The sequence below is a fragment of the Pseudomonas sp. REB1044 genome, assembly GCF_038813925.1.
Taxonomy (GTDB): Bacteria; Pseudomonadota; Gammaproteobacteria; order Pseudomonadales; family Pseudomonadaceae; genus Aquipseudomonas; species Aquipseudomonas boreofloridensis.
The window spans coordinates 561,280-579,142 of record NZ_CP046139.1 but is presented as its reverse complement, the minus strand read 5'-3'; the positions used below and the strand labels follow the sequence as shown (position 1 = coordinate 579,142).

Sequence of the window (17,863 nt, the reverse complement as noted above, 5' to 3'; positions counted from 1 at the left end):
GACGATCAGGCAGTCGCCTTGTCGTCTTTCTTAAGACTTGCAGGCGGCCAGTTGTCGAGGCGCATGCCGAGAGACAGACCACGAGAGGCCAGGACGTCCTTGATTTCGGTCAGGGACTTCTTGCCCAGGTTAGGAGTCTTCAACAGCTCTACTTCGGTACGCTGAATCAGGTCGCCGATGTAGTAGATGTTCTCCGCCTTGAGGCAGTTGGCCGAACGTACAGTCAGTTCCAGGTCGTCAACCGGGCGCAGCAGGATCGGATCGATCTCGTCTTCCTGCTCGACCACGACCGGCTCGCTGTCACCTTTGAGGTCGACGAACGCGGCCAGCTGCTGTTGCAGGATGGTCGCGGCCCGACGGATGGCCTCTTCAGGATCCAGGGTGCCGTTGGTTTCCAGATCGATGACCAGCTTGTCCAGGTTGGTACGCTGTTCAACACGGGCGTTCTCGACCACGTAGGCGATACGACGCACCGGGCTGAACGAAGCGTCCAGCTGAAGACGGCCAATGCTGCGGCTTTCGTCTTCGTCGGTTTGACGGGAGTCGGCCGGCTCGTAACCACGACCACGAGCTACGGTGAGCTTCATGTTCAGGGCGCCGTTGGACGCCAGGTTCGCGATTACGTGATCGGGGTTGACGATCTCGACATCGTGATCCAGCTGAATATCGGCAGCGGTAACCACCCCCGAACCCTTTTTCGACAAGGTCAGCGTAACTTCGTCACGACCGTGCAGCTTGATAGCCAGACCTTTGAGGTTCAACAGGATTTCAATGACGTCTTCCTGTACACCTTCGATCGCGGAGTACTCATGGAGTACGCCATCGATCTCGGCCTCGACTACTGCACAGCCAGGCATGGAGGACAACAGGATGCGACGCAGCGCGTTGCCCAGGGTATGGCCGAAACCACGCTCGAGAGGCTCGAGGGTGATCTTGGCGCGGGTTGGACTGACCACCTGAACGTCGATGTGACGGGGCGTCAGGAACTCATTTACCGAAATCTGCATGGATGCACCTATTTTCTAGCCCTTACTTGGAGTAGAGCTCGACAATCAGGTTTTCGTTGATGTCGGCGGACAGGTCGCTGCGAGCAGGAACGTTCTTGAAAACGCCCGACTTTTTAGCGGAATCAACGTCTACCCACTCAACGCGGCCACGCTGAGAGCACAGTTCAAGGGCCTGAACAATGCGCAGCTGGTTCAGCGACTTCTCGCGAACTGCGACCACGTCACCCGGACGAACTTGGTAGGATGGAATGTTTACGGTCTTACCGTTGACGCTGATCGCTTTGTGCGAAACCAGCTGACGGGACTCGGAACGAGTCGAGCCGAAGCCCATACGGTAGACGACGTTATCCAGACGGCACTCGAGCAGTTGCAGCAGGTTCTCACCGGTTGCGCCTTTTTTCGAGGCAGCAGCTTGGTAGTAACCGCGGAACTGACGCTCCAGAACACCGTAGATACGACGGACTTTTTGTTTCTCGCGCAGCTGGGTACCGTAGTCGGACTGACGGCCACGGCGCTGGCCGTGGATACCTGGGGCTGCTTCGATGTTGCACTTCGATTCCAGAGCGCGAACGCCGCTCTTCAGGAACAGGTCGGTGCCTTCACGACGAGACAGTTTGCATTTTGGACCAATGTAACGTGCCATTCTTCTGTCTCCTGATTACACGCGACGCTTCTTCGGCGGACGGCACCCGTTATGCGGGATAGGCGTCACGTCGGTGATGCTGGCGATCTTGTAGCCGCAGCTGTTCAATGCACGAACGGCGGACTCACGACCTGGACCTGGACCCTTGACGTTCACGTCGAGGTTCTTCAGACCGTATTCCAGCGCAGCTTGACCAGCACGCTCAGCAGCGATCTGAGCTGCGAACGGGGTGGATTTGCGCGAACCACGGAAACCCGAACCACCGGAAGTCGCCCAGGACAATGCGTTGCCCTGACGATCGGTGATGGTCACGATGGTGTTGTTGAAAGAAGCGTGGATGTGGGCGATGCCATCAACCACTGTCTTTTTGACTTTTTTACGAGGACGAGCAGCAGGTTTTGCCATGTCTATATTCCTGGGCGATTACTTGCGGATCGGCTTACGCGGGCCCTTACGGGTGCGTGCGTTGGTCTTGGTGCGCTGACCGCGAACCGGCAGACCTTTACGATGGCGCAGGCCGCGATAGCAACCCAGGTCCATCAAGCGCTTGATCTTCATGTTGATGTCACGACGCAGGTCACCTTCGGTGGTGAACTTCGCAACTTCGCCACGCAGGGTTTCGATTTGCTCGTCGCTCAGATCCTTGATCTTAGCGGCTGGATTTACACCAGCGTCTGCACAGATTTTCTGTGCAGTAGTGCGACCGACACCATAGATGTAGGTCAGCGAGATAACAGTATGCTTGTTATCTGGAATGTTGACGCCTGCAATACGGGCCATTCAGTGGGACTCCAATTGACAGCTACCTACGCCCCGGAAGCCAAGAAATAGGGCGCGAGATAATATCGCTGTAGAAACGAATAATCAACCCAGCAGCGCACTAGCTGCTGGGTTTGAAGCGCAGATCACACTCAGCCTTGGCGCTGCTTGTGACGCGGTTCCGCGCTGCAGATCACGCGCACGACACCTTCGCGACGAATGATCTTGCAGTTACGGCACAGCTTTTTCACCGATGCACGAACTTTCATTACCGACTCCTCGAACCTTAGGGGGTCTATCAGCGCAGCAGACCGCTGCCACCGTAGCCTTTCAGGTTGGCTTTCTTCATCAGGGATTCGTACTGGTGCGAAACGAGGTGCGATTGTACTTGGGACATGAAGTCCATCACAACCACCACCACAATCAGCAACGAGGTCCCGCCAAGGTAGAACGGCACGTTTGCAGCTACCACCAGGAACTGGGGCAGAAGGCAGACGGCCATCATGTAAAGAGCACCGAACATGGTCAGACGAGTCAGAACGCCATCAATGTAGCGTGCCGACTGCTCACCAGGACGGATACCCGGAATAAAGGCACCGGACTTCTTCAGGTTTTCCGCTACGTCTTTCGGGTTGAACATCAACGCTGTATAGAAGAAGCAGAAGAAGATGATCCCTGCACTAAACAGCAGAATGTTCAACGGCTGACCAGGAGCGATCGACTGCGAGATGTCCTGCAGCCAGCCCATACCTTCAGACTGACCGAACCAGGCACCCAACGAAGCCGGGAACAGCAGGATGCTGCTGGCAAAAATGGCGGGAATGACGCCCGCCATGTTTACCTTCAACGGCAAGTGGCTGGTCTGCGCGGCGAAGACCTTGCGGCCCTGCTGACGCTTGGCGTAGTGAACGGCGATACGACGCTGACCACGCTCGATGAACACCACGAAACCGATGATCGCTACTGCAAGCAAACCGATAGCGACCAAGGCGAAAATATTGATATCGCCTGTGCGCGCAGACTCGAAAGACTGCCCGATTGCTCTCGGAAGACCGGCAACGATACCTGCGAAAATCAACATCGAGATACCGTTGCCTACACCGCGCTCGGTGATCTGCTCGCCGAGCCACATCATGAACATTGCGCCGGCCACGAAAGTGGAGACGGCAACGACATGGAAGCCCAAGCCTACAGAAAACGCCACGCCCTGGTTGGCCAGGCCAATGGACATGCCAATGGCTTGAACCAGCGCCAGGATAACGGTGCCGTAGCGGGTGTACTGGCTGATCTTGCGACGGCCAGCTTCACCTTCCTTCTTCAACTGCTCCAGTTGTGGGCTGACCGCGGTCATGAGCTGCATGATGATCGACGCCGAAATGTACGGCATGATCCCCAATGCAAAAATACTCATGCGCTCCAGCGCACCACCGGAAAACATGTTGAACAAGCTAAGAATGGTCCCCTCATTCTGCCGAAACAGATCCGCCAGACGGTCTGGATTGATGCCGGGCACCGGGATGTGCGCGCCGATCCGGTAGACGATGATCGCCATGAACAGAAAGCGCAGACGAGCCCAGAGTTCCGACATCCCGCCCTTACCGAGCGAAGAGAGAGCACCTTGCTTAGCCATTTATTCCTCGAACTTGCCGCCAGCTGCTTCGATAGCCGCACGCGCACCTTTGGTGGCTGCGATGCCCTTGATGGTGACAGCGCGAGTGACTTCGCCCGACAGCATGATTTTCACACGCTGAACGTTCTGGCCAATCACGTTGGCGTCCTTCAGGGACTGTACGGTAACCACGTCACCTTCCACCTTGGCCAGCTCGGACAGACGCACTTCGGCGCGGTCCATAGCCTTCAGGGAGACGAAGCCGAACTTCGGCAGACGACGGTGCAGCGGTTGTTGACCGCCTTCGAAGCCCGGAGCGATGGTGCCACCGGAACGGGAGGTCTGACCTTTGTGGCCGCGGCCACCAGTCTTGCCCAAACCGCTACCGATACCACGACCCGGACGATGCTTCTCGCGACGGGAACCCGGCGCTGGACTCAGATCATTGAGTTTCATCGATTAACCCTCGACGCGCAGCATGTAGTAAGCCTTGTTGATCATCCCGCGATTCTCGGGAGTATCCTGGACTTCTACAGTGTGACCGATGCGACGCAGACCCAGGCCTTTAACGCACAGAATGTGGTTAGGCAGACGGCCAGCGGTGCTCTTGATCAGCGTTACTTTTACGGTTGCCATGATCAGAAGATCTCCTCGACGCTCTTGCCGCGCTTGGCAGCAATGGATTCAGGAGATTGCATGGCTTTCAGACCCTTGAAGGTGGCGTAGACCACGTTCACTGGGTTGGTCGAACCGTAGCACTTGGCCAGAACGTTCTGGACACCAGCAACTTCCAGGACAGCACGCATTGCGCCGCCGGCGATGATACCGGTACCTTCCGAAGCAGGCTGCATGTAAACCTTCGAGGCGCCGTGGGCAGCCTTGGTGGCGTACTGCAGGGTGGTGCCCTTCAGGTCGACCTGGATCATGTTGCGACGTGCAGCTTCCATGGCTTTCTGAATCGCAGCAGGTACTTCGCGCGACTTGCCACGGCCGAAGCCGACGCGGCCCTTACCATCACCTACCACGGTCAACGCGGTGAAGGTGAAGATACGGCCGCCTTTGACGGTTTTAGCAACGCGGTTAACTTGAACCAGCTTCTCGATGTAGCCTTCGTCGCGCTTTTGATCGTTATTTGCCATAACTTAGAACTCCAGCCCGCCTTCACGAGCAGCATCGGCCAGCGCTTTGACGCGGCCATGGTACTTGAAGCCGGAACGGTCAAAGGCAACTTGAGATACACCGGCGGCTTTCGCACGCTCAGCAACCAGCTTGCCAACCTTAGTGGCCGCGTCGATGTTGCCGGTGGCGCCATCACGCAGGTCTTTGTCCAAGGTCGAGGCGCTTGCCAGAACCTTGCTGCCGTCGGCCGAAATGACCTGGGCATAGATGTGCTGCGAGGAGCGGAACACGCATAGACGCACGGCTTCGAGCTCGTGCATTTTCAGGCGTGCTTTGCGAGCGCGACGCAGTCGAGTAACTTTTTTGTCGGTCATTTGCTAGGCCCTACTTCTTCTTGGCTTCTTTACGACGGACTACTTCGTCCGCGTAACGCACACCCTTGCCTTTGTAAGGCTCTGGCGGACGGAAGTCGCGGATTTCAGCGGCCACCTGACCCACCAGCTGCTTGTCAATACCCTTGATCAGGATATCGGTCTGGCTTGGGGTTTCTGCGGTGATACCGGCTGGCAGTTCGTAGTCCACTGGATGCGAGAAGCCCAGAGCCAGGTTCAGGACAGTGCCCTTGGCCTGTGCCTTGTAACCAACACCGACCAGCTGGAGCTTGCGCTCGAAGCCTTGGCTTACGCCCTGGACCATGTTGTTCACCAGAGCACGGGTGGTACCGGCCATGGCGCGAGCTTGCTGGTCACCATTGCGAGCGACGAAGCGCAGTTCGCCGGACTCTTCGGTAACTTCAACAGACGAGTGAACGTTCAGTTCGAGAGTGCCCTTGGCACCCTTCACCGAAAGCTGCTGACCGGCGAATTTGACTTCGACACCGGCAGGCAGCTTAACGGGGTTCTTAGCAACGCGAGACATGCCTATCTCCCCTTAGAACACTGTGCACAGAACTTCGCCACCGACACCGGCAGCGCGCGCAGCGCGATCAGTCATCACACCTTTGTTGGTGGAGACGATAGACACGCCCAGACCGCCACGTACTTTCGGCAGATCGGTGACGGACTTGTACTGGCGCAGGCCTGGACGGCTGGAGCGCTTCAGTTCCTCGATGACCGGACGGCCTTCGAAGTACTTCAGTTCGATCGACAGGGAAGGCTTGGCCTCACCAGTTACCTGGTAGCCGGCGATGTAACCTTCATCTTTCAGAACTTTGGCAACCGCGACCTTCAGGGTGGAGGAAGGCATGCTTACGACGGACTTTTCAGCCATCTGGGCATTACGGATGCGAGTTAGCATGTCCGCTAACGGGTCCTGCATACTCATGGGCTAGATGCTCCTGATACAAGAATTATTAGCCTTGCGGCTATCACAACCACCTAAGCAGGCAGGGCAAAATACCCAGGCCCAGGTGAGCCGGTCATTCTAGACACAAGACAGAAACGAAACAAGCCCCATGAAGGGGCTTGTTAGTTGGCGAGGCAACCGGTGGTCGGAGATTTCTCCCCTTCCGCCGGAAATCACACCAGCAGCGCTTACCAGCTGGCCTTGACCAGACCTGGTACGTCGCCGCGCATTGCAGCCTGGCGCAGCATGTTACGGCCCAGGCCGAACTTACGGTAAACACCGTGAGGACGACCGGTCAGGCGGCAACGGTTGCGCAGACGTGCGGCGCTGGCATCACGCGGTTGCTTCTGCAGCGCGACAACGGCAGCGAAACGCTCTTCAGGAGAGGCGTTCAGGTTGACGATGGTCGCTTTCAGCTCGGCACGCTTTTTAGCGTACTTGGCTACCGTGAGCTGACGCTTCAGCTCGCGGTTTTTCATGCTCTTCTTGGCCATTTTCCTACTCCAATCAGTTGCGGAACGGGAACTTGAAAGCACGCAGCAGAGCGCGGCCTTCGTCGTCCGAACGAGCAGTGGTGGTCAGGGTGATGTCCAAACCGCGCAGAGCATCGATCTTGTCGTAGTCGATTTCCGGGAAGATGATCTGCTCTTTCACGCCCATGCTGTAGTTGCCACGACCGTCGAAGGACTTGGCATTCAGGCCGCGGAAGTCGCGAACCCGAGGCAGGGAGATCGCCAGCAGGCGGTCCAGGAACTCGTACATTTTTTCGCGACGCAGGGTCACCTTGACACCGATCGGCCAGCCCTCACGGACTTTGAAGCCCGCGATGGATTTACGAGCGAAGGTCACGACCGGCTTTTGGCCGGTGATCTTTTCGAGATCGGCAACAGCGTGCTCGATGACTTTCTTGTCACCGATCGCTTCGCCCAGACCCATGTTCAGGGTGATCTTGGTAACGCGCGGAACTTCCATTACGTTCGACAGCTTAAGTTCTTCCTTAAGCTTGGGAGCGATTTCGTTCCGGTAAATCTCTTTCAGTCGTGCCATGGTCTTCTACCTAGCAGTGTTCAAGCATCAACCGCTTTTTGGGTCGACTTGAAGACACGAATTTTCTTACCGTCTTCTACTTTGAAACCAACACGGTCAGCCTTGTTGGTTTCGCCATTGAAGATGGCCACGTTGGAAGCGTGCAGAGGCGCTTCTTTCTCGACGATACCGCCCTGAACGCCTGCCATCGGGTTCGGCTTGGTATGACGCTTGACCAGGTTGACACCACCAACGACCAGACGGTCGTCAGCGAGCACCTTCAGCACCTTACCGCGCTTGCCCTTGTCTTTGCCGGCGATCACGATGATCTCGTCGTCACGACGAATCTTTTGCATGTCGGATCTCCTTACAGCACTTCAGGGGCGAGCGAGACGATCTTCATGAACTTCTCGTTACGAAGCTCACGGGTCACTGGCCCGAAGATGCGAGTACCGATCGGCTCTTGCTTGTTGTTCAGCAGAACAGCAGCGTTGCCGTCGAAACGAATGATGGAACCGTCAGCGCGACGTACACCGTGACGGGTACGGACGACAACAGCGGTCATCACCTGGCCTTTTTTGACCTTACCGCGAGGAATCGCTTCCTTGACGGTTACTTTGATGATGTCACCGATGCCAGCGTAACGACGATGCGAACCGCCGAGCACCTTGATGCACATGACGCGACGAGCGCCGCTGTTATCGGCCACATCGAGCATGGATTGAGTCTGAATCATAAAATTTCTCCGACCCCTAGCCCTTAGACTTCAACAGCGCGTTCGAGGACTTCAACCAGCGCCCAGGACTTGGTCTTGGCCAGCGGACGGGTTTCGGTGATGGAAACCTTGTCGCCGATTTTGCACTGGTTGGTTTCGTCGTGCGCGTGCAGCTTAGTCGAACGCTTAACGTATTTACCGTAGATCGGGTGCTTGACGCGACGCTCGATCAGAACGGTGATGGTCTTGTCCATTTTGTCGCTGACGACACGGCCAGTCAGCGTACGGACGGTTTTTTCAGCTTCAGCCATGATCACTTACCTGCCTGCTGGTTGAGCACAGTTTTCACGCGAGCGATGTCACGCTTAACTTGCGAGAGCAGGTGCGACTGCCCCAACTGGCCAGTTGCTTTCTGCATACGCAGATTGAACTGGTCGCGCAGCAAGCCGAGCAGTTGCTCGTTCAGTTGCTGTGCCGATTTTTCACGAAGTTCATTCGCTTTCATCACATCACCGTCCGCTTAACAAAGGAGGTGGCGAGAGGCAGCTTTGCAGCGGCCAGAGCGAAAGCTTCGCGCGCCAGCTCTTCAGAAACACCCTCGATCTCGTACAGGACTTTGCCTGGCTGGATCTGGGCAACCCAGTACTCCACGGAACCCTTACCTTTACCCATCCGCACTTCGAGAGGCTTCTTGGTAACTGGCTTGTCCGGGAAGACGCGGATCCAGATCTTGCCGCCACGCTTAACGTGACGGGTCAGTGCACGACGTGCCGACTCGATCTGACGGGCGGTGAGGCGACCGCGAGCAACAGCTTTCAGGGCGAACTCGCCGAAGCTGACCTTGCTACCGCGCAGTGCCAGACCACGGTTGTGGCCGGTCATCTGCTTGCGGAATTTTGTACGCTTTGGTTGCAACATTTGGCGTACCCCTTACTTAGCAGCTTTTTTACGAGGCGCTGGTGCTTGCGGCTTCAGCTCTTCCTGGCGACCACCAATCACTTCGCCTTTGAAGATCCAAACCTTCACACCGATCACACCGTAGGTGGTGTGAGCTTCGTAGGTGTTGTAGTCGATATCGGCACGCAGGGTGTGCAGTGGCACACGACCTTCCCGATACCACTCAGTACGGGCGATCTCGGCACCGCCGAGACGACCGCTCACCTGGATCTTGATGCCCTTGGCACCAATACGCATGGCGTTCTGTACTGCGCGCTTCATGGCGCGACGGAACATAACGCGGCGCTCCAGCTGCTGGGCAACGCTTTGAGCAACCAGCATGGCGTCGAGCTCCGGCTTGCGGATCTCTTCGATGTTGATGTGCACAGGCACACCCATCTGCTTGGTCAGGTCCTGACGCAGCTTCTCGACATCCTCACCTTTCTTGCCGATAACGATACCGGGACGAGCAGTGTGGATGGTGATGCGTGCAGTTTGAGCCGGACGATGAATATCGATACGGCTTACGGACGCGCTTTTTAGTTTGTCTTGGAGGTACTCACGCGTTTTCAGATCCTTCAACAGGTAATCTGCGTAAGTAGCACCGTCTGCGTACCAGACGGAGGTGTGCTCCTTGACGATTCCCAGGCGAATGCCAGTGGGATGTACTTTCTGACCCATCTGATCGACTCCGTTACTTGTCCGCAACCTTGACAGTGATATGGCAAGACCGCTTGACGATGCGATCAGCGCGGCCTTTGGCACGCGGCATGATGCGCTTAAGCGAACGCCCTTCGTTGACGAAAACGGTGGAGACCTTCAGGTCATCAACGTCTGCGCCTTCGTTGTGTTCGGCGTTGGCAACGGCCGACTCGAGGACTTTCTTCATGATTTCAGCGGCTTTTTTGCTGCTGAAGGCCAACAGGTTGAGCGCTTCGCCCACCTTCTTCCCGCGGATCTGGTCGGCGACCAAGCGGGCTTTCTGGGCGGAGATTCGAGCGCCCGACAACTTAGCGGCTACTTCCATTTCCTTACCCCTTAACGCTTGGCTTTCTTGTCAGCCACGTGCCCGCGATAGGTGCGGGTACCGGCGAACTCGCCCAGTTTGTGGCCGACCATGTCTTCGTTCACGAGAACGGGGACGTGTTGGCGACCGTTGTGTACCGCGATGGTCAGACCGACCATTTGTGGCAGGATCATCGAACGGCGCGACCAGGTTTTCACCGGCTTGCGATCGTTCTTTTCCACCGCCACTTCGATCTTCTTCAGCAGGTGAAGATCGATAAAAGGACCTTTTTTCAGAGAACGTGGCACTGTCGTATCCCTCTAGTTACTTGCGACGACGGACGATCATGTTGTCGGTACGCTTATTACCGCGGGTCTTCGCACCCTTGGTTGGGAAGCCCCATGGCGATACCGGATGACGACCACCGGAGGTACGACCTTCACCACCACCATGTGGGTGGTCAACCGGGTTCATGGCAACACCACGAACGGTTGGGCGAACGCCGCGCCAGCGTTTAGCACCTGCTTTACCCAGCGAACGCAGGCTGTGCTCGGAGTTCGAGACTTCACCCAGGGTCGCACGGCATTCAGCCAGTACTTTGCGCATCTCACCGGAGCGCAGACGCAGAGTCACATAGGCACCTTCACGAGCGATCAGCTGAGCCGAAGCGCCAGCGGAACGAGCGATCTGTGCACCTTTACCCGGCTTCAGCTCGATGCCGTGAATGGTGCTACCTACTGGGATGTTGCGCAGCTGCAGGGAGTTACCAGCCTTGATTGGGGCCAGTGCACCTGCGATCAGCTGGTCGCCAGCGCTCACGCCTTTAGGGGCGATGATGTAGCGACGCTCGCCGTCTGCGTAGCACAGCAGTGCGATGTGAGCAGTACGGTTCGGGTCATATTCGACGCGCTCGACAGTGGCAGGGATGCCATCTTTGTCGTTGCGACGGAAGTCGACCAGACGGTAGTGCTGCTTATGACCACCACCCACATGACGGGTAGTAATACGGCCATTGTTGTTACGACCACCAGACTTCGATTTCTTCTCGAGCAGCGGTGCGTGAGGAGCGCCTTTGTGCAGCTCCTTGTTGACCACCTTGACCACGAAACGGCGGCCAGGGGAAGTCGGTTTGCATTTAACGATTGCCATGATGCACCCCTTCCTTACTCAGCACTGCTGCTGAAATCGAGATCTTGGCCTGGCTGAAGGGATACGATCGCCTTCTTCCAGTCATTGCGCTTGCCCAGACCACGTGCGGTACGCTTGGTTTTACCCATCACGTTGACAGTCGACACGTTTTCAACTTTTACGTTGAACAGGCCTTCGACAGCTTTCTTGATTTCCAGCTTGGTTGCATCGGTAGCAACCTTGAATACGAACTGGCCTTTTTTCTCAGCCAGAACGGTAGCCTTCTCGGAAACGTGCGGGCCAAGGAGGACTTTGAATACGCGTTCCTGGTTCATCCCAGCAGCTCCTCGAATTTCTTCACGGCGGAGACAGTGATCAACACTTTCTCGTAGGCGATCAGGCTTACCGGGTCGGAACCTTGTACGTCACGTACGTCGACGTGCGGCAGGTTACGAGCAGCCAGGTACAGATTCTGATCAACTGCGTCCGAAACGATCAGAACATCGTTCAGGCCCATGCCGTTCAGCTTGTTCAGCAAGTCTTTGGTTTTCGGCGCTTCGACAGCGAAGTCCTGAACCACGACCAGACGATCGCTACGCACCAGCTCGGAGAGGATGGAGCGCAGAGCTGCGCGGTACATCTTCTTGTTGAGCTTCTGAGAGTGATCTTGAGGGCGAGCTGCGAAGGTGACACCACCGCCACGCCAGATCGGACCACGAGTGGTACCGGCACGAGCACGGCCAGTACCCTTCTGACGCCATGGGCGTTTACCGCCACCGGCCACGTCGGAACGGGTCTTTTGCTGCTTGGTGCCCTGACGGCCGCCGGCCATGTAGGCCACGACTGCTTGGTGTACCAGCGTCTCGTTGAATTCGCCACCGAAAGTCAGTTCGGAAACTTCGATCGCCTGAGCGTCATTTACATTAAGTTGCATGTCAGTTTCCCCTTAACCGCGAGCCTTGACAGCTGGACGCACAACCACGTCGCCGCCAGTAGCGCCTGGAACGGCACCCTTGATCAGCAGAAGGTTGCGTTCAGCGTCTACGCGTACTACTTCCAGGGACTGAACAGTCACGCGCTCGGCGCCCATGTGACCGGACATCTTCTTGCCCTTGAATACACGACCAGGAGTCTGGCACTGGCCGATGGAGCCAGGGACACGGTGCGATACGGAGTTACCGTGGGTGTTGTCCTGACCACGGAAGTTCCAACGCTTGATGGTACCGGCGAAGCCTTTACCTTTGGACTGACCGGTTACGTCTACCAGCTGGCCTGCAGTGAAGAGTTCAGCTTTGATCAGATCGCCAGCCTGGAAATCGCCTTCTTCAAGACGGAACTCCCAGACACCGCGACCAGCGGCAACGTTAGCCTTGGCGAAGTGACCTGCCTGAGCGGCAGTCACGCGCGAAGCACGACGCTCGCCGACAGTGACTTGCACTGCACGGTAGCCATCGGATTCTTCAGTTTTGAACTGGGTGACGCGATTCGGCTCGATCTCAATGACCGTGACCGGAATGGAGACACCTTCTTCGGTGAAAACGCGGGTCATACCGCATTTGCGACCGACTACACCAATAGTCATGTTGTAAACCTCATGAGTGTACGGGGCTTTCACCCGCTATGGCCGCCCATTTCAGAGCGTTACACGACTAGGACCGAAGTCTTAGCCGAGGCTGATCTGCACTTCCACACCTGCCGCAAGATCAAGCTTCATCAGCGCATCAACGGTTTTATCCGTCGGCTGGACGATGTCCAGAACGCGCTTATGAGTGCGAATCTCGTACTGGTCACGCGCGTCTTTGTTGACGTGCGGGGAGACCAGAACGGTGAAACGCTCTTTGCGGGTAGGCAGTGGAATTGGACCACGCACTTGTGCACCAGTACGTTTCGCGGTTTCCACGATTTCCTGGGTGGATTGGTCGATCAGGCGATGGTCGAAAGCCTTCAACCTGATACGGATTTGCTGATTTTGCATTGGATTTCAGACTCCAGGCTGTTCCCAACGGACGCACTACGCCCGCTAAAAGGAGGCGTGATTCTATAGACGCCCCCATTTAGTGTCAACCCAATAAAAAAAGCCCCCGCTGAGCGGGGGCTTTTTCAATCGGTCGAGTGATTACTCGATGATTTTAGCTACGACGCCGGCGCCGACGGTACGACCGCCTTCACGGATGGCGAAGCGCAGACCGTCTTCCATTGCGATGGTCTTGATCAGAGTGACAGTCATCTGAATGTTGTCACCTGGCATTACCATTTCAACGCCTTCCGGCAGTTCGCAGTTACCGGTCACGTCAGTGGTACGGAAGTAGAACTGAGGACGGTAGCCTTTGAAGAACGGCGTGTGACGGCCACCTTCTTCCTTCGACAGGACGTAGACTTCTGCGGTGAACTTGGTGTGCGGCTTGACCGAACCTGGCTTGACCAGAACCTGGCCACGCTCAACGTCGTCACGCTTGGTACCACGCAGCAGAACGCCGCAGTTCTCGCCAGCACGACCTTCGTCCAACAGCTTGCGGAACATCTCAACGCCGGTGCAGGTGGTGGTGACGGTGTCACGCAGACCAACGATTTCCAGCGCATCCTGAACGCGGACAATACCACGCTCGATACGACCCGTTACAACGGTACCACGGCCCGAGATCGAGAATACGTCTTCGATCGGCATCAGGAACGGCTGGTCGACGGCACGAACTGGCTCAGGAATGTAGCTATCCAGAGTCTCTACCAGCTTCTTGACAGCAGTAGTGCCCATTTCGTTGTCGTCTTTGCCTTCCAGCGCCATACGAGCCGAACCGATGATGATCGGGGTGTCGTCGCCTGGGAAGTCGTAGGTGGACAGCAGGTCGCGAACTTCCATCTCGACCAGTTCCAGCAGCTCAGCGTCGTCTACCAAGTCAGCCTTGTTCAGGAAGACCACGATGTACGGAACGCCAACCTGACGGGACAGCAGGATGTGCTCACGGGTTTGCGGCATCGGACCATCAGCGGCCGAGCACACCAGGATCGCGCCGTCCATCTGGGCAGCACCGGTGATCATGTTCTTCACGTAGTCAGCGTGACCTGGGCAGTCAACGTGAGCGTAGTGACGAATGGTCGAGTTGTACTCAACGTGAGCGGTGTTGATGGTGATACCGCGCGCTTTTTCTTCCGGAGCCGAGTCGATCTTGTCGAACTCAACGGCTGCCGAACCGAAAACTTCGGAGCAAACGCGAGTCAGAGCTGCGGTCAGAGTGGTCTTACCGTGGTCAACGTGGCCGATGGTGCCGACGTTAACGTGGGGAAGGGAACGATCAAATTTTTCTTTAGCCACGACAGTGAACCTCTTGCCTAAAGGGGATTAGCCTTGTTTTTTAACGAGTGCTTCGACGATGTTCGACGGAGCTTCGGCGTATTTGGAGAATTCCATGGAGTAGCTTGCGCGACCCTGAGACATGGAACGAACGTCGGTCGCGTAACCGAACATCTCTCCGAGCGGAACTTCAGCGCGGACGACGCGGCCGGAGACCGACTCATCCATACCCTGTACCAGACCACGACGACGGTTCAGGTCACCCATCACGTCACCCAGGTAGTCTTCCGGGGTTACAACTTCGACCTTCATGATCGGCTCGAGGACCACGCCACCACCCTTCTGGGCCAGTTGCTTGGTTGCCATCGAAGCAGCGATCTTGAACGCCATTTCGTTGGAGTCGACGTCGTGGTACGAACCATCGAATACCGAGGCCTTGAGACCGATCAGAGGATAGCCGGCGACGACGCCGTTCTTCATCTGCTCTTCGATACCCTTCTGGATCGCAGGGATGTATTCCTTAGGAATCACACCACCGACGACTTCGTTCGAGAACACCAGACCTTCGGTGATGTTGCCCTTGTCATCCTGATCCGGCTCCGAGAAACGGATCCAGCAGTGACCGAACTGACCACGACCGCCCGACTGACGAACGAACTTGCCTTCGATTTCGACGTTGGACTTGGTGATCTTCTCGCGGTACGAAACCTGCGGCTTACCGATGTTCGCCTCAACGTTGAACTCGCGCTTCATACGGTCAACGAGGATGTCCAGGTGAAGCTCGCCCATACCCGAGATGATGGTCTGGCCGGTTTCTTCGTCGGTCTTGACGCGGAACGACGGGTCTTCTTGGGCCAGCTTGCCCAGCGCGATACCCATCTTCTCCTGGTCAGCCTTGGTTTTCGGCTCTACGGAGAGCGAAATTACCGGCTCCGGGAAGTCCATACGCTCAAGGATGATCGGCTTGTCGGCGTTGCACAGGGTGTCACCAGTGGTGACGTCCTTCATGCCGATCAGAGCGGCGATGTCACCAGCGCGCACTTCCTTGATCTCTTCACGCTGGTTGGCGTGCATCTGCACCATACGGCCAACGCGCTCTTTCTTGCCCTTGACCGAGTTGATGACGGAGTCACCAGAGGTCAGGAAGCCCGAATAGACACGAACGAAGGTCAGGGTGCCAACGAACGGGTCGGTAGCGATCTTGAAAGCCAGAGCCGAGAACGGCTCGTCGTCGCTAGCGTGGCGCTCGTCATACTGCTCAGCAGTGACTTCATCCTTCGGCACTTCTGCCAGATCAGGGTGGATACCCTTGATCGCAGGGATTTCAGTCGGTGCTGGCAGGAAGTCGATGACAGCGTCGAGAACCAGGGGAACGCCCTTGTTCTTGAACGACGAACCGCAGACAGCCGGAACGATTTCGCTGGCCAGGGTGCGCGCGCGCAGGCCTGCCTTGATCTCTTCGACGGTCAGCTCACCTTCTTCAAGGTACTTGTTCATCAGCTCTTCGCTGGCTTCGGCGGCGGCTTCAACCATGTTGTTGCGCCACTCTTCAGCCAACTCCAGCATATCGGCAGGAATTTCTTCCTCACGATAGGAGGTGCCTTTGTCGTCATCGTTCCAGTAGATGGCTTTCATCTTGATCAGGTCAACCTGACCCTGGAAGTCATCTTCTGCACCGATAGCCAGCTGGACCGGAACCGGGGTATGACCCAGACGATTCTTGATCTGACCGACAACGCGCAGGAAGTTGGCACCCGCGCGGTCCATCTTGTTCACGTAGACAACACGTGGAACACCGTACTTGTTGGCCTGGCGCCATACGGTTTCGGACTGCGGCTCAACGCCGGAAGTACCGCAGAACACGACGACCGCGCCGTCGAGTACACGCAGCGAACGTTCAACTTCAATGGTGAAGTCAACGTGGCCGGGGGTATCGATGACGTTTACGCGGTAGTTGTCGTACTGACCACGGGAACCTTTCCAGAAGGTGGTAACGGCAGCGGAGGTAATGGTGATCCCCCGCTCCTGCTCCTGCACCATCCAGTCGGTGGTCGCGGCGCCGTCGTGGACCTCGCCCATCTTGTGGCTCAGACCTGTGTAGAACAGGATCCGCTCGGTAGTGGTAGTCTTACCCGCATCAACGTGCGCGCAGATACCGATGTTACGGTAGCGGTTAATTGCTGTAGTACGAGCCATAAAGCCCTCGCAAAATGATTGATGCTTGAATTAGAAGCGGTAGTGCGAGAACGCTTTGTTGGCCTCGGCCATACGGTGCACGTCTTCACGCTTCTTGACTGCAGCACCCTTGCCTTCAGCAGCATCCAGCAGCTCGCCAGCCAGGCGCAGAGCCATCGACTTCTCGCCGCGCTTGCGGGCGTAGTCTACGAGCCAGCGCATTGCCAGAGCGTTACGACGGGATGGACGAACTTCAACCGGAACCTGGTAAGTGGCACCGCCGACACGGCGGGACTTGACTTCGACCAGCGGAGCGATGGCGTCGAGAGCTTTCTCGAAGATTTCCAGGGGGTCGCTGTTCTTGCGTGCTTTGACGGTATCCAGAGCACCGTAAACGATGCGCTCGGCTACGGCCTTCTTGCCGCTTTCCATCACGTGGTTCATGAACTTGGCGAGGATCTGCGATCCGTATTTCGGATCGTCCAGGATCTCACGTTTTGCTGCTACACGACGTCTTGGCATGATAAGCCCTCAAACGGTCTTCAGGTTAGCCCGGGACTTGGGTCTTCGACCCCTGCCCGACCTTACTCTTATCGACTCAAATAAATGGATGTCTGCAAACGGCCGATTACTTCGGACGCTTGGTACCGTACTTCGAACGACCCTGGTTACGGCCTTTGACGCCCGAAGTATCCAGAGAGCCGCGAACGGTGTGGTAACGAACACCTGGCAAGTCTTTTACACGGCCGCCACGGATCAGGACGACGCTGTGTTCTTGCAGGTTGTGGCCTTCACCACCGATGTACGAGGAAACCTCGAAACCGTTGGTCAGACGCACACGGCATACTTTACGCAGTGCCGAGTTAGGTTTTTTCGGCGTGGTGGTGTACACACGGGTGCACACGCCACGGCGTTGCGGGCAGTTCTGCAGCGCAGGTACGTCGGATTTCTCGACGGTACGCTTGCGCGGCTGACGTACCAGCTGGTTGATAGTTGCCATCTACTAGCTCCACTGAATGTCTTGCGACGCTATTGTCTTGCAAGAAAGCCAAAAATTGGCGAGACGGAGCCTCACCAAATTTAAGGGTACAAAAGTCTAAAGAGGAT

At 56.7% G+C, this 17,863-nt stretch carries 31 protein-coding genes; all 31 read right to left on the bottom strand.

Annotated elements, in window-relative coordinates:
• Nucleotides 1-5: 5 nt before the first annotated feature.
• Complete coding sequence (gene rpoA / locus GKC70_RS02665) at nucleotides 6-1,007, bottom strand: DNA-directed RNA polymerase subunit alpha (protein WP_003255452.1); 1,002 nt, start codon at nucleotides 1,005-1,007, stop codon at nucleotides 6-8.
• 22 nt (nucleotides 1,008-1,029) lie between these two features.
• On the bottom strand, nucleotides 1,030-1,650 hold the full coding sequence (gene rpsD / locus GKC70_RS02660; protein ID WP_029614568.1) for a 30S ribosomal protein S4: 621 nt from the start codon (nucleotides 1,648-1,650) through the stop codon (nucleotides 1,030-1,032).
• A 15-nt stretch (nucleotides 1,651-1,665) separates the two neighbouring features.
• Nucleotides 1,666-2,055: a 30S ribosomal protein S11 gene (gene rpsK / locus GKC70_RS02655; protein WP_003255454.1), complete on the bottom strand. Its 390-nt coding sequence runs from the start codon at nucleotides 2,053-2,055 to the stop codon at nucleotides 1,666-1,668.
• Between the two features lie 18 nt (nucleotides 2,056-2,073).
• On the bottom strand, nucleotides 2,074-2,430 hold the full coding sequence (rpsM, locus tag GKC70_RS02650) for a 30S ribosomal protein S13 (protein ID WP_003255457.1): 357 nt from the start codon (nucleotides 2,428-2,430) through the stop codon (nucleotides 2,074-2,076).
• Nucleotides 2,431-2,561: 131 nt separating this feature from the next.
• Complete coding sequence (gene rpmJ / locus GKC70_RS02645; protein ID WP_002555468.1) at nucleotides 2,562-2,678, bottom strand: 50S ribosomal protein L36; 117 nt, start codon at nucleotides 2,676-2,678, stop codon at nucleotides 2,562-2,564.
• 29 nt (nucleotides 2,679-2,707) lie between these two features.
• Nucleotides 2,708-4,039: a preprotein translocase subunit SecY gene (gene secY, locus GKC70_RS02640; RefSeq protein ID WP_003257108.1), complete on the bottom strand. Its 1,332-nt coding sequence runs from the start codon at nucleotides 4,037-4,039 to the stop codon at nucleotides 2,708-2,710.
• The gene (gene rplO, locus GKC70_RS02635; protein WP_039580851.1) at nucleotides 4,040-4,474 is read right to left on the bottom strand and encodes a 50S ribosomal protein L15; all 435 of its coding nucleotides are present in this window, start codon (nucleotides 4,472-4,474) and stop codon (nucleotides 4,040-4,042) included. It lies immediately after the preceding gene.
• Between the two features lie 3 nt (nucleotides 4,475-4,477).
• Nucleotides 4,478-4,654 (bottom strand): 50S ribosomal protein L30, encoded by a 177-nt coding sequence (gene rpmD / locus GKC70_RS02630; protein WP_029614570.1) that lies wholly within the window; start codon nucleotides 4,652-4,654, stop codon nucleotides 4,478-4,480.
• A gap of 2 nt (nucleotides 4,655-4,656) precedes the next feature.
• A complete protein-coding gene (rpsE, locus tag GKC70_RS02625) occupies nucleotides 4,657-5,157 on the bottom strand; it encodes a 30S ribosomal protein S5 (protein WP_003255465.1) in 501 nt (166 codons plus the stop codon).
• Nucleotides 5,158-5,160: 3 nt separating this feature from the next.
• Nucleotides 5,161-5,511, bottom strand: a complete 351-nt coding sequence (gene rplR, locus GKC70_RS02620) for a 50S ribosomal protein L18 (RefSeq protein WP_029614571.1) — start codon at nucleotides 5,509-5,511, stop codon at nucleotides 5,161-5,163.
• 10 nt (nucleotides 5,512-5,521) lie between these two features.
• Nucleotides 5,522-6,055 (bottom strand): 50S ribosomal protein L6, encoded by a 534-nt coding sequence (gene rplF / locus GKC70_RS02615; protein WP_009681972.1) that lies wholly within the window; start codon nucleotides 6,053-6,055, stop codon nucleotides 5,522-5,524.
• A 12-nt stretch (nucleotides 6,056-6,067) separates the two neighbouring features.
• On the bottom strand, nucleotides 6,068-6,460 hold the full coding sequence (gene rpsH, locus GKC70_RS02610; protein ID WP_008089805.1) for a 30S ribosomal protein S8: 393 nt from the start codon (nucleotides 6,458-6,460) through the stop codon (nucleotides 6,068-6,070).
• A gap of 209 nt (nucleotides 6,461-6,669) precedes the next feature.
• Complete coding sequence (gene rpsN, locus GKC70_RS02605; protein WP_009397499.1) at nucleotides 6,670-6,975, bottom strand: 30S ribosomal protein S14; 306 nt, start codon at nucleotides 6,973-6,975, stop codon at nucleotides 6,670-6,672.
• Between the two features lie 13 nt (nucleotides 6,976-6,988).
• Nucleotides 6,989-7,528, bottom strand: coding sequence for a 50S ribosomal protein L5 (gene rplE, locus GKC70_RS02600; protein ID WP_012316517.1), 540 nt, complete (start codon nucleotides 7,526-7,528; stop codon nucleotides 6,989-6,991).
• A gap of 20 nt (nucleotides 7,529-7,548) precedes the next feature.
• A complete protein-coding gene (gene rplX / locus GKC70_RS02595; RefSeq protein WP_016715319.1) occupies nucleotides 7,549-7,863 on the bottom strand; it encodes a 50S ribosomal protein L24 in 315 nt (104 codons plus the stop codon).
• An 11-nt stretch (nucleotides 7,864-7,874) separates the two neighbouring features.
• Nucleotides 7,875-8,243, bottom strand: coding sequence for a 50S ribosomal protein L14 (rplN, locus tag GKC70_RS02590; RefSeq protein WP_011063774.1), 369 nt, complete (start codon nucleotides 8,241-8,243; stop codon nucleotides 7,875-7,877).
• A 23-nt stretch (nucleotides 8,244-8,266) separates the two neighbouring features.
• Entirely contained in the window at nucleotides 8,267-8,533 is a 267-nt protein-coding gene (gene rpsQ, locus GKC70_RS02585; protein WP_023534981.1) for a 30S ribosomal protein S17, read from the bottom strand.
• A gap of 2 nt (nucleotides 8,534-8,535) precedes the next feature.
• A complete protein-coding gene (gene rpmC / locus GKC70_RS02580; protein ID WP_002555481.1) occupies nucleotides 8,536-8,727 on the bottom strand; it encodes a 50S ribosomal protein L29 in 192 nt (63 codons plus the stop codon).
• Complete coding sequence (gene rplP, locus GKC70_RS02575; RefSeq protein ID WP_009397508.1) at nucleotides 8,727-9,140, bottom strand: 50S ribosomal protein L16; 414 nt, start codon at nucleotides 9,138-9,140, stop codon at nucleotides 8,727-8,729. Before rplP ends, rpmC begins: the two co-directional genes overlap by 1 nt.
• Nucleotides 9,141-9,152: 12 nt before the next feature.
• Nucleotides 9,153-9,839 carry a 30S ribosomal protein S3 gene (gene rpsC / locus GKC70_RS02570; protein WP_003255481.1) on the bottom strand — a complete coding sequence of 229 codons (687 nt, stop codon included), beginning with the start codon at nucleotides 9,837-9,839 and terminating at the stop codon, nucleotides 9,153-9,155.
• Between the two features lie 13 nt (nucleotides 9,840-9,852).
• Nucleotides 9,853-10,185 (bottom strand): 50S ribosomal protein L22, encoded by a 333-nt coding sequence (rplV, locus tag GKC70_RS02565; RefSeq protein WP_003103908.1) that lies wholly within the window; start codon nucleotides 10,183-10,185, stop codon nucleotides 9,853-9,855.
• A gap of 11 nt (nucleotides 10,186-10,196) precedes the next feature.
• Nucleotides 10,197-10,472, bottom strand: coding sequence for a 30S ribosomal protein S19 (gene rpsS, locus GKC70_RS02560; protein ID WP_010486981.1), 276 nt, complete (start codon nucleotides 10,470-10,472; stop codon nucleotides 10,197-10,199).
• A 16-nt stretch (nucleotides 10,473-10,488) separates the two neighbouring features.
• Entirely contained in the window at nucleotides 10,489-11,313 is an 825-nt protein-coding gene (gene rplB / locus GKC70_RS02555; RefSeq protein WP_029614573.1) for a 50S ribosomal protein L2, read from the bottom strand.
• Between the two features lie 14 nt (nucleotides 11,314-11,327).
• On the bottom strand, nucleotides 11,328-11,627 hold the full coding sequence (gene rplW / locus GKC70_RS02550; protein ID WP_029614574.1) for a 50S ribosomal protein L23: 300 nt from the start codon (nucleotides 11,625-11,627) through the stop codon (nucleotides 11,328-11,330).
• The gene (rplD, locus tag GKC70_RS02545) at nucleotides 11,624-12,226 is read right to left on the bottom strand and encodes a 50S ribosomal protein L4 (RefSeq protein WP_009397517.1); all 603 of its coding nucleotides are present in this window, start codon (nucleotides 12,224-12,226) and stop codon (nucleotides 11,624-11,626) included. Before rplD ends, rplW begins: the two co-directional genes overlap by 4 nt.
• A 12-nt stretch (nucleotides 12,227-12,238) precedes the next feature.
• Entirely contained in the window at nucleotides 12,239-12,874 is a 636-nt protein-coding gene (rplC, locus tag GKC70_RS02540) for a 50S ribosomal protein L3 (RefSeq protein WP_039581041.1), read from the bottom strand.
• Nucleotides 12,875-12,955: 81 nt separating this feature from the next.
• Nucleotides 12,956-13,267 (bottom strand): 30S ribosomal protein S10, encoded by a 312-nt coding sequence (gene rpsJ, locus GKC70_RS02535; RefSeq protein WP_003186070.1) that lies wholly within the window; start codon nucleotides 13,265-13,267, stop codon nucleotides 12,956-12,958.
• A gap of 141 nt (nucleotides 13,268-13,408) precedes the next feature.
• Complete coding sequence (gene tuf, locus GKC70_RS02530; protein ID WP_342650351.1) at nucleotides 13,409-14,602, bottom strand: elongation factor Tu; 1,194 nt, start codon at nucleotides 14,600-14,602, stop codon at nucleotides 13,409-13,411.
• Between the two features lie 27 nt (nucleotides 14,603-14,629).
• Nucleotides 14,630-16,777: an elongation factor G gene (gene fusA, locus GKC70_RS02525; RefSeq protein ID WP_342650352.1), complete on the bottom strand. Its 2,148-nt coding sequence runs from the start codon at nucleotides 16,775-16,777 to the stop codon at nucleotides 14,630-14,632.
• 30 nt (nucleotides 16,778-16,807) lie between these two features.
• Nucleotides 16,808-17,278, bottom strand: a complete 471-nt coding sequence (rpsG, locus tag GKC70_RS02520) for a 30S ribosomal protein S7 (protein ID WP_003246741.1) — start codon at nucleotides 17,276-17,278, stop codon at nucleotides 16,808-16,810.
• Nucleotides 17,279-17,384: 106 nt separating this feature from the next.
• The gene (rpsL, locus tag GKC70_RS02515; RefSeq protein WP_003257088.1) at nucleotides 17,385-17,756 is read right to left on the bottom strand and encodes a 30S ribosomal protein S12; all 372 of its coding nucleotides are present in this window, start codon (nucleotides 17,754-17,756) and stop codon (nucleotides 17,385-17,387) included.
• Between the last annotated feature and the right edge of the window lie 107 nt (nucleotides 17,757-17,863).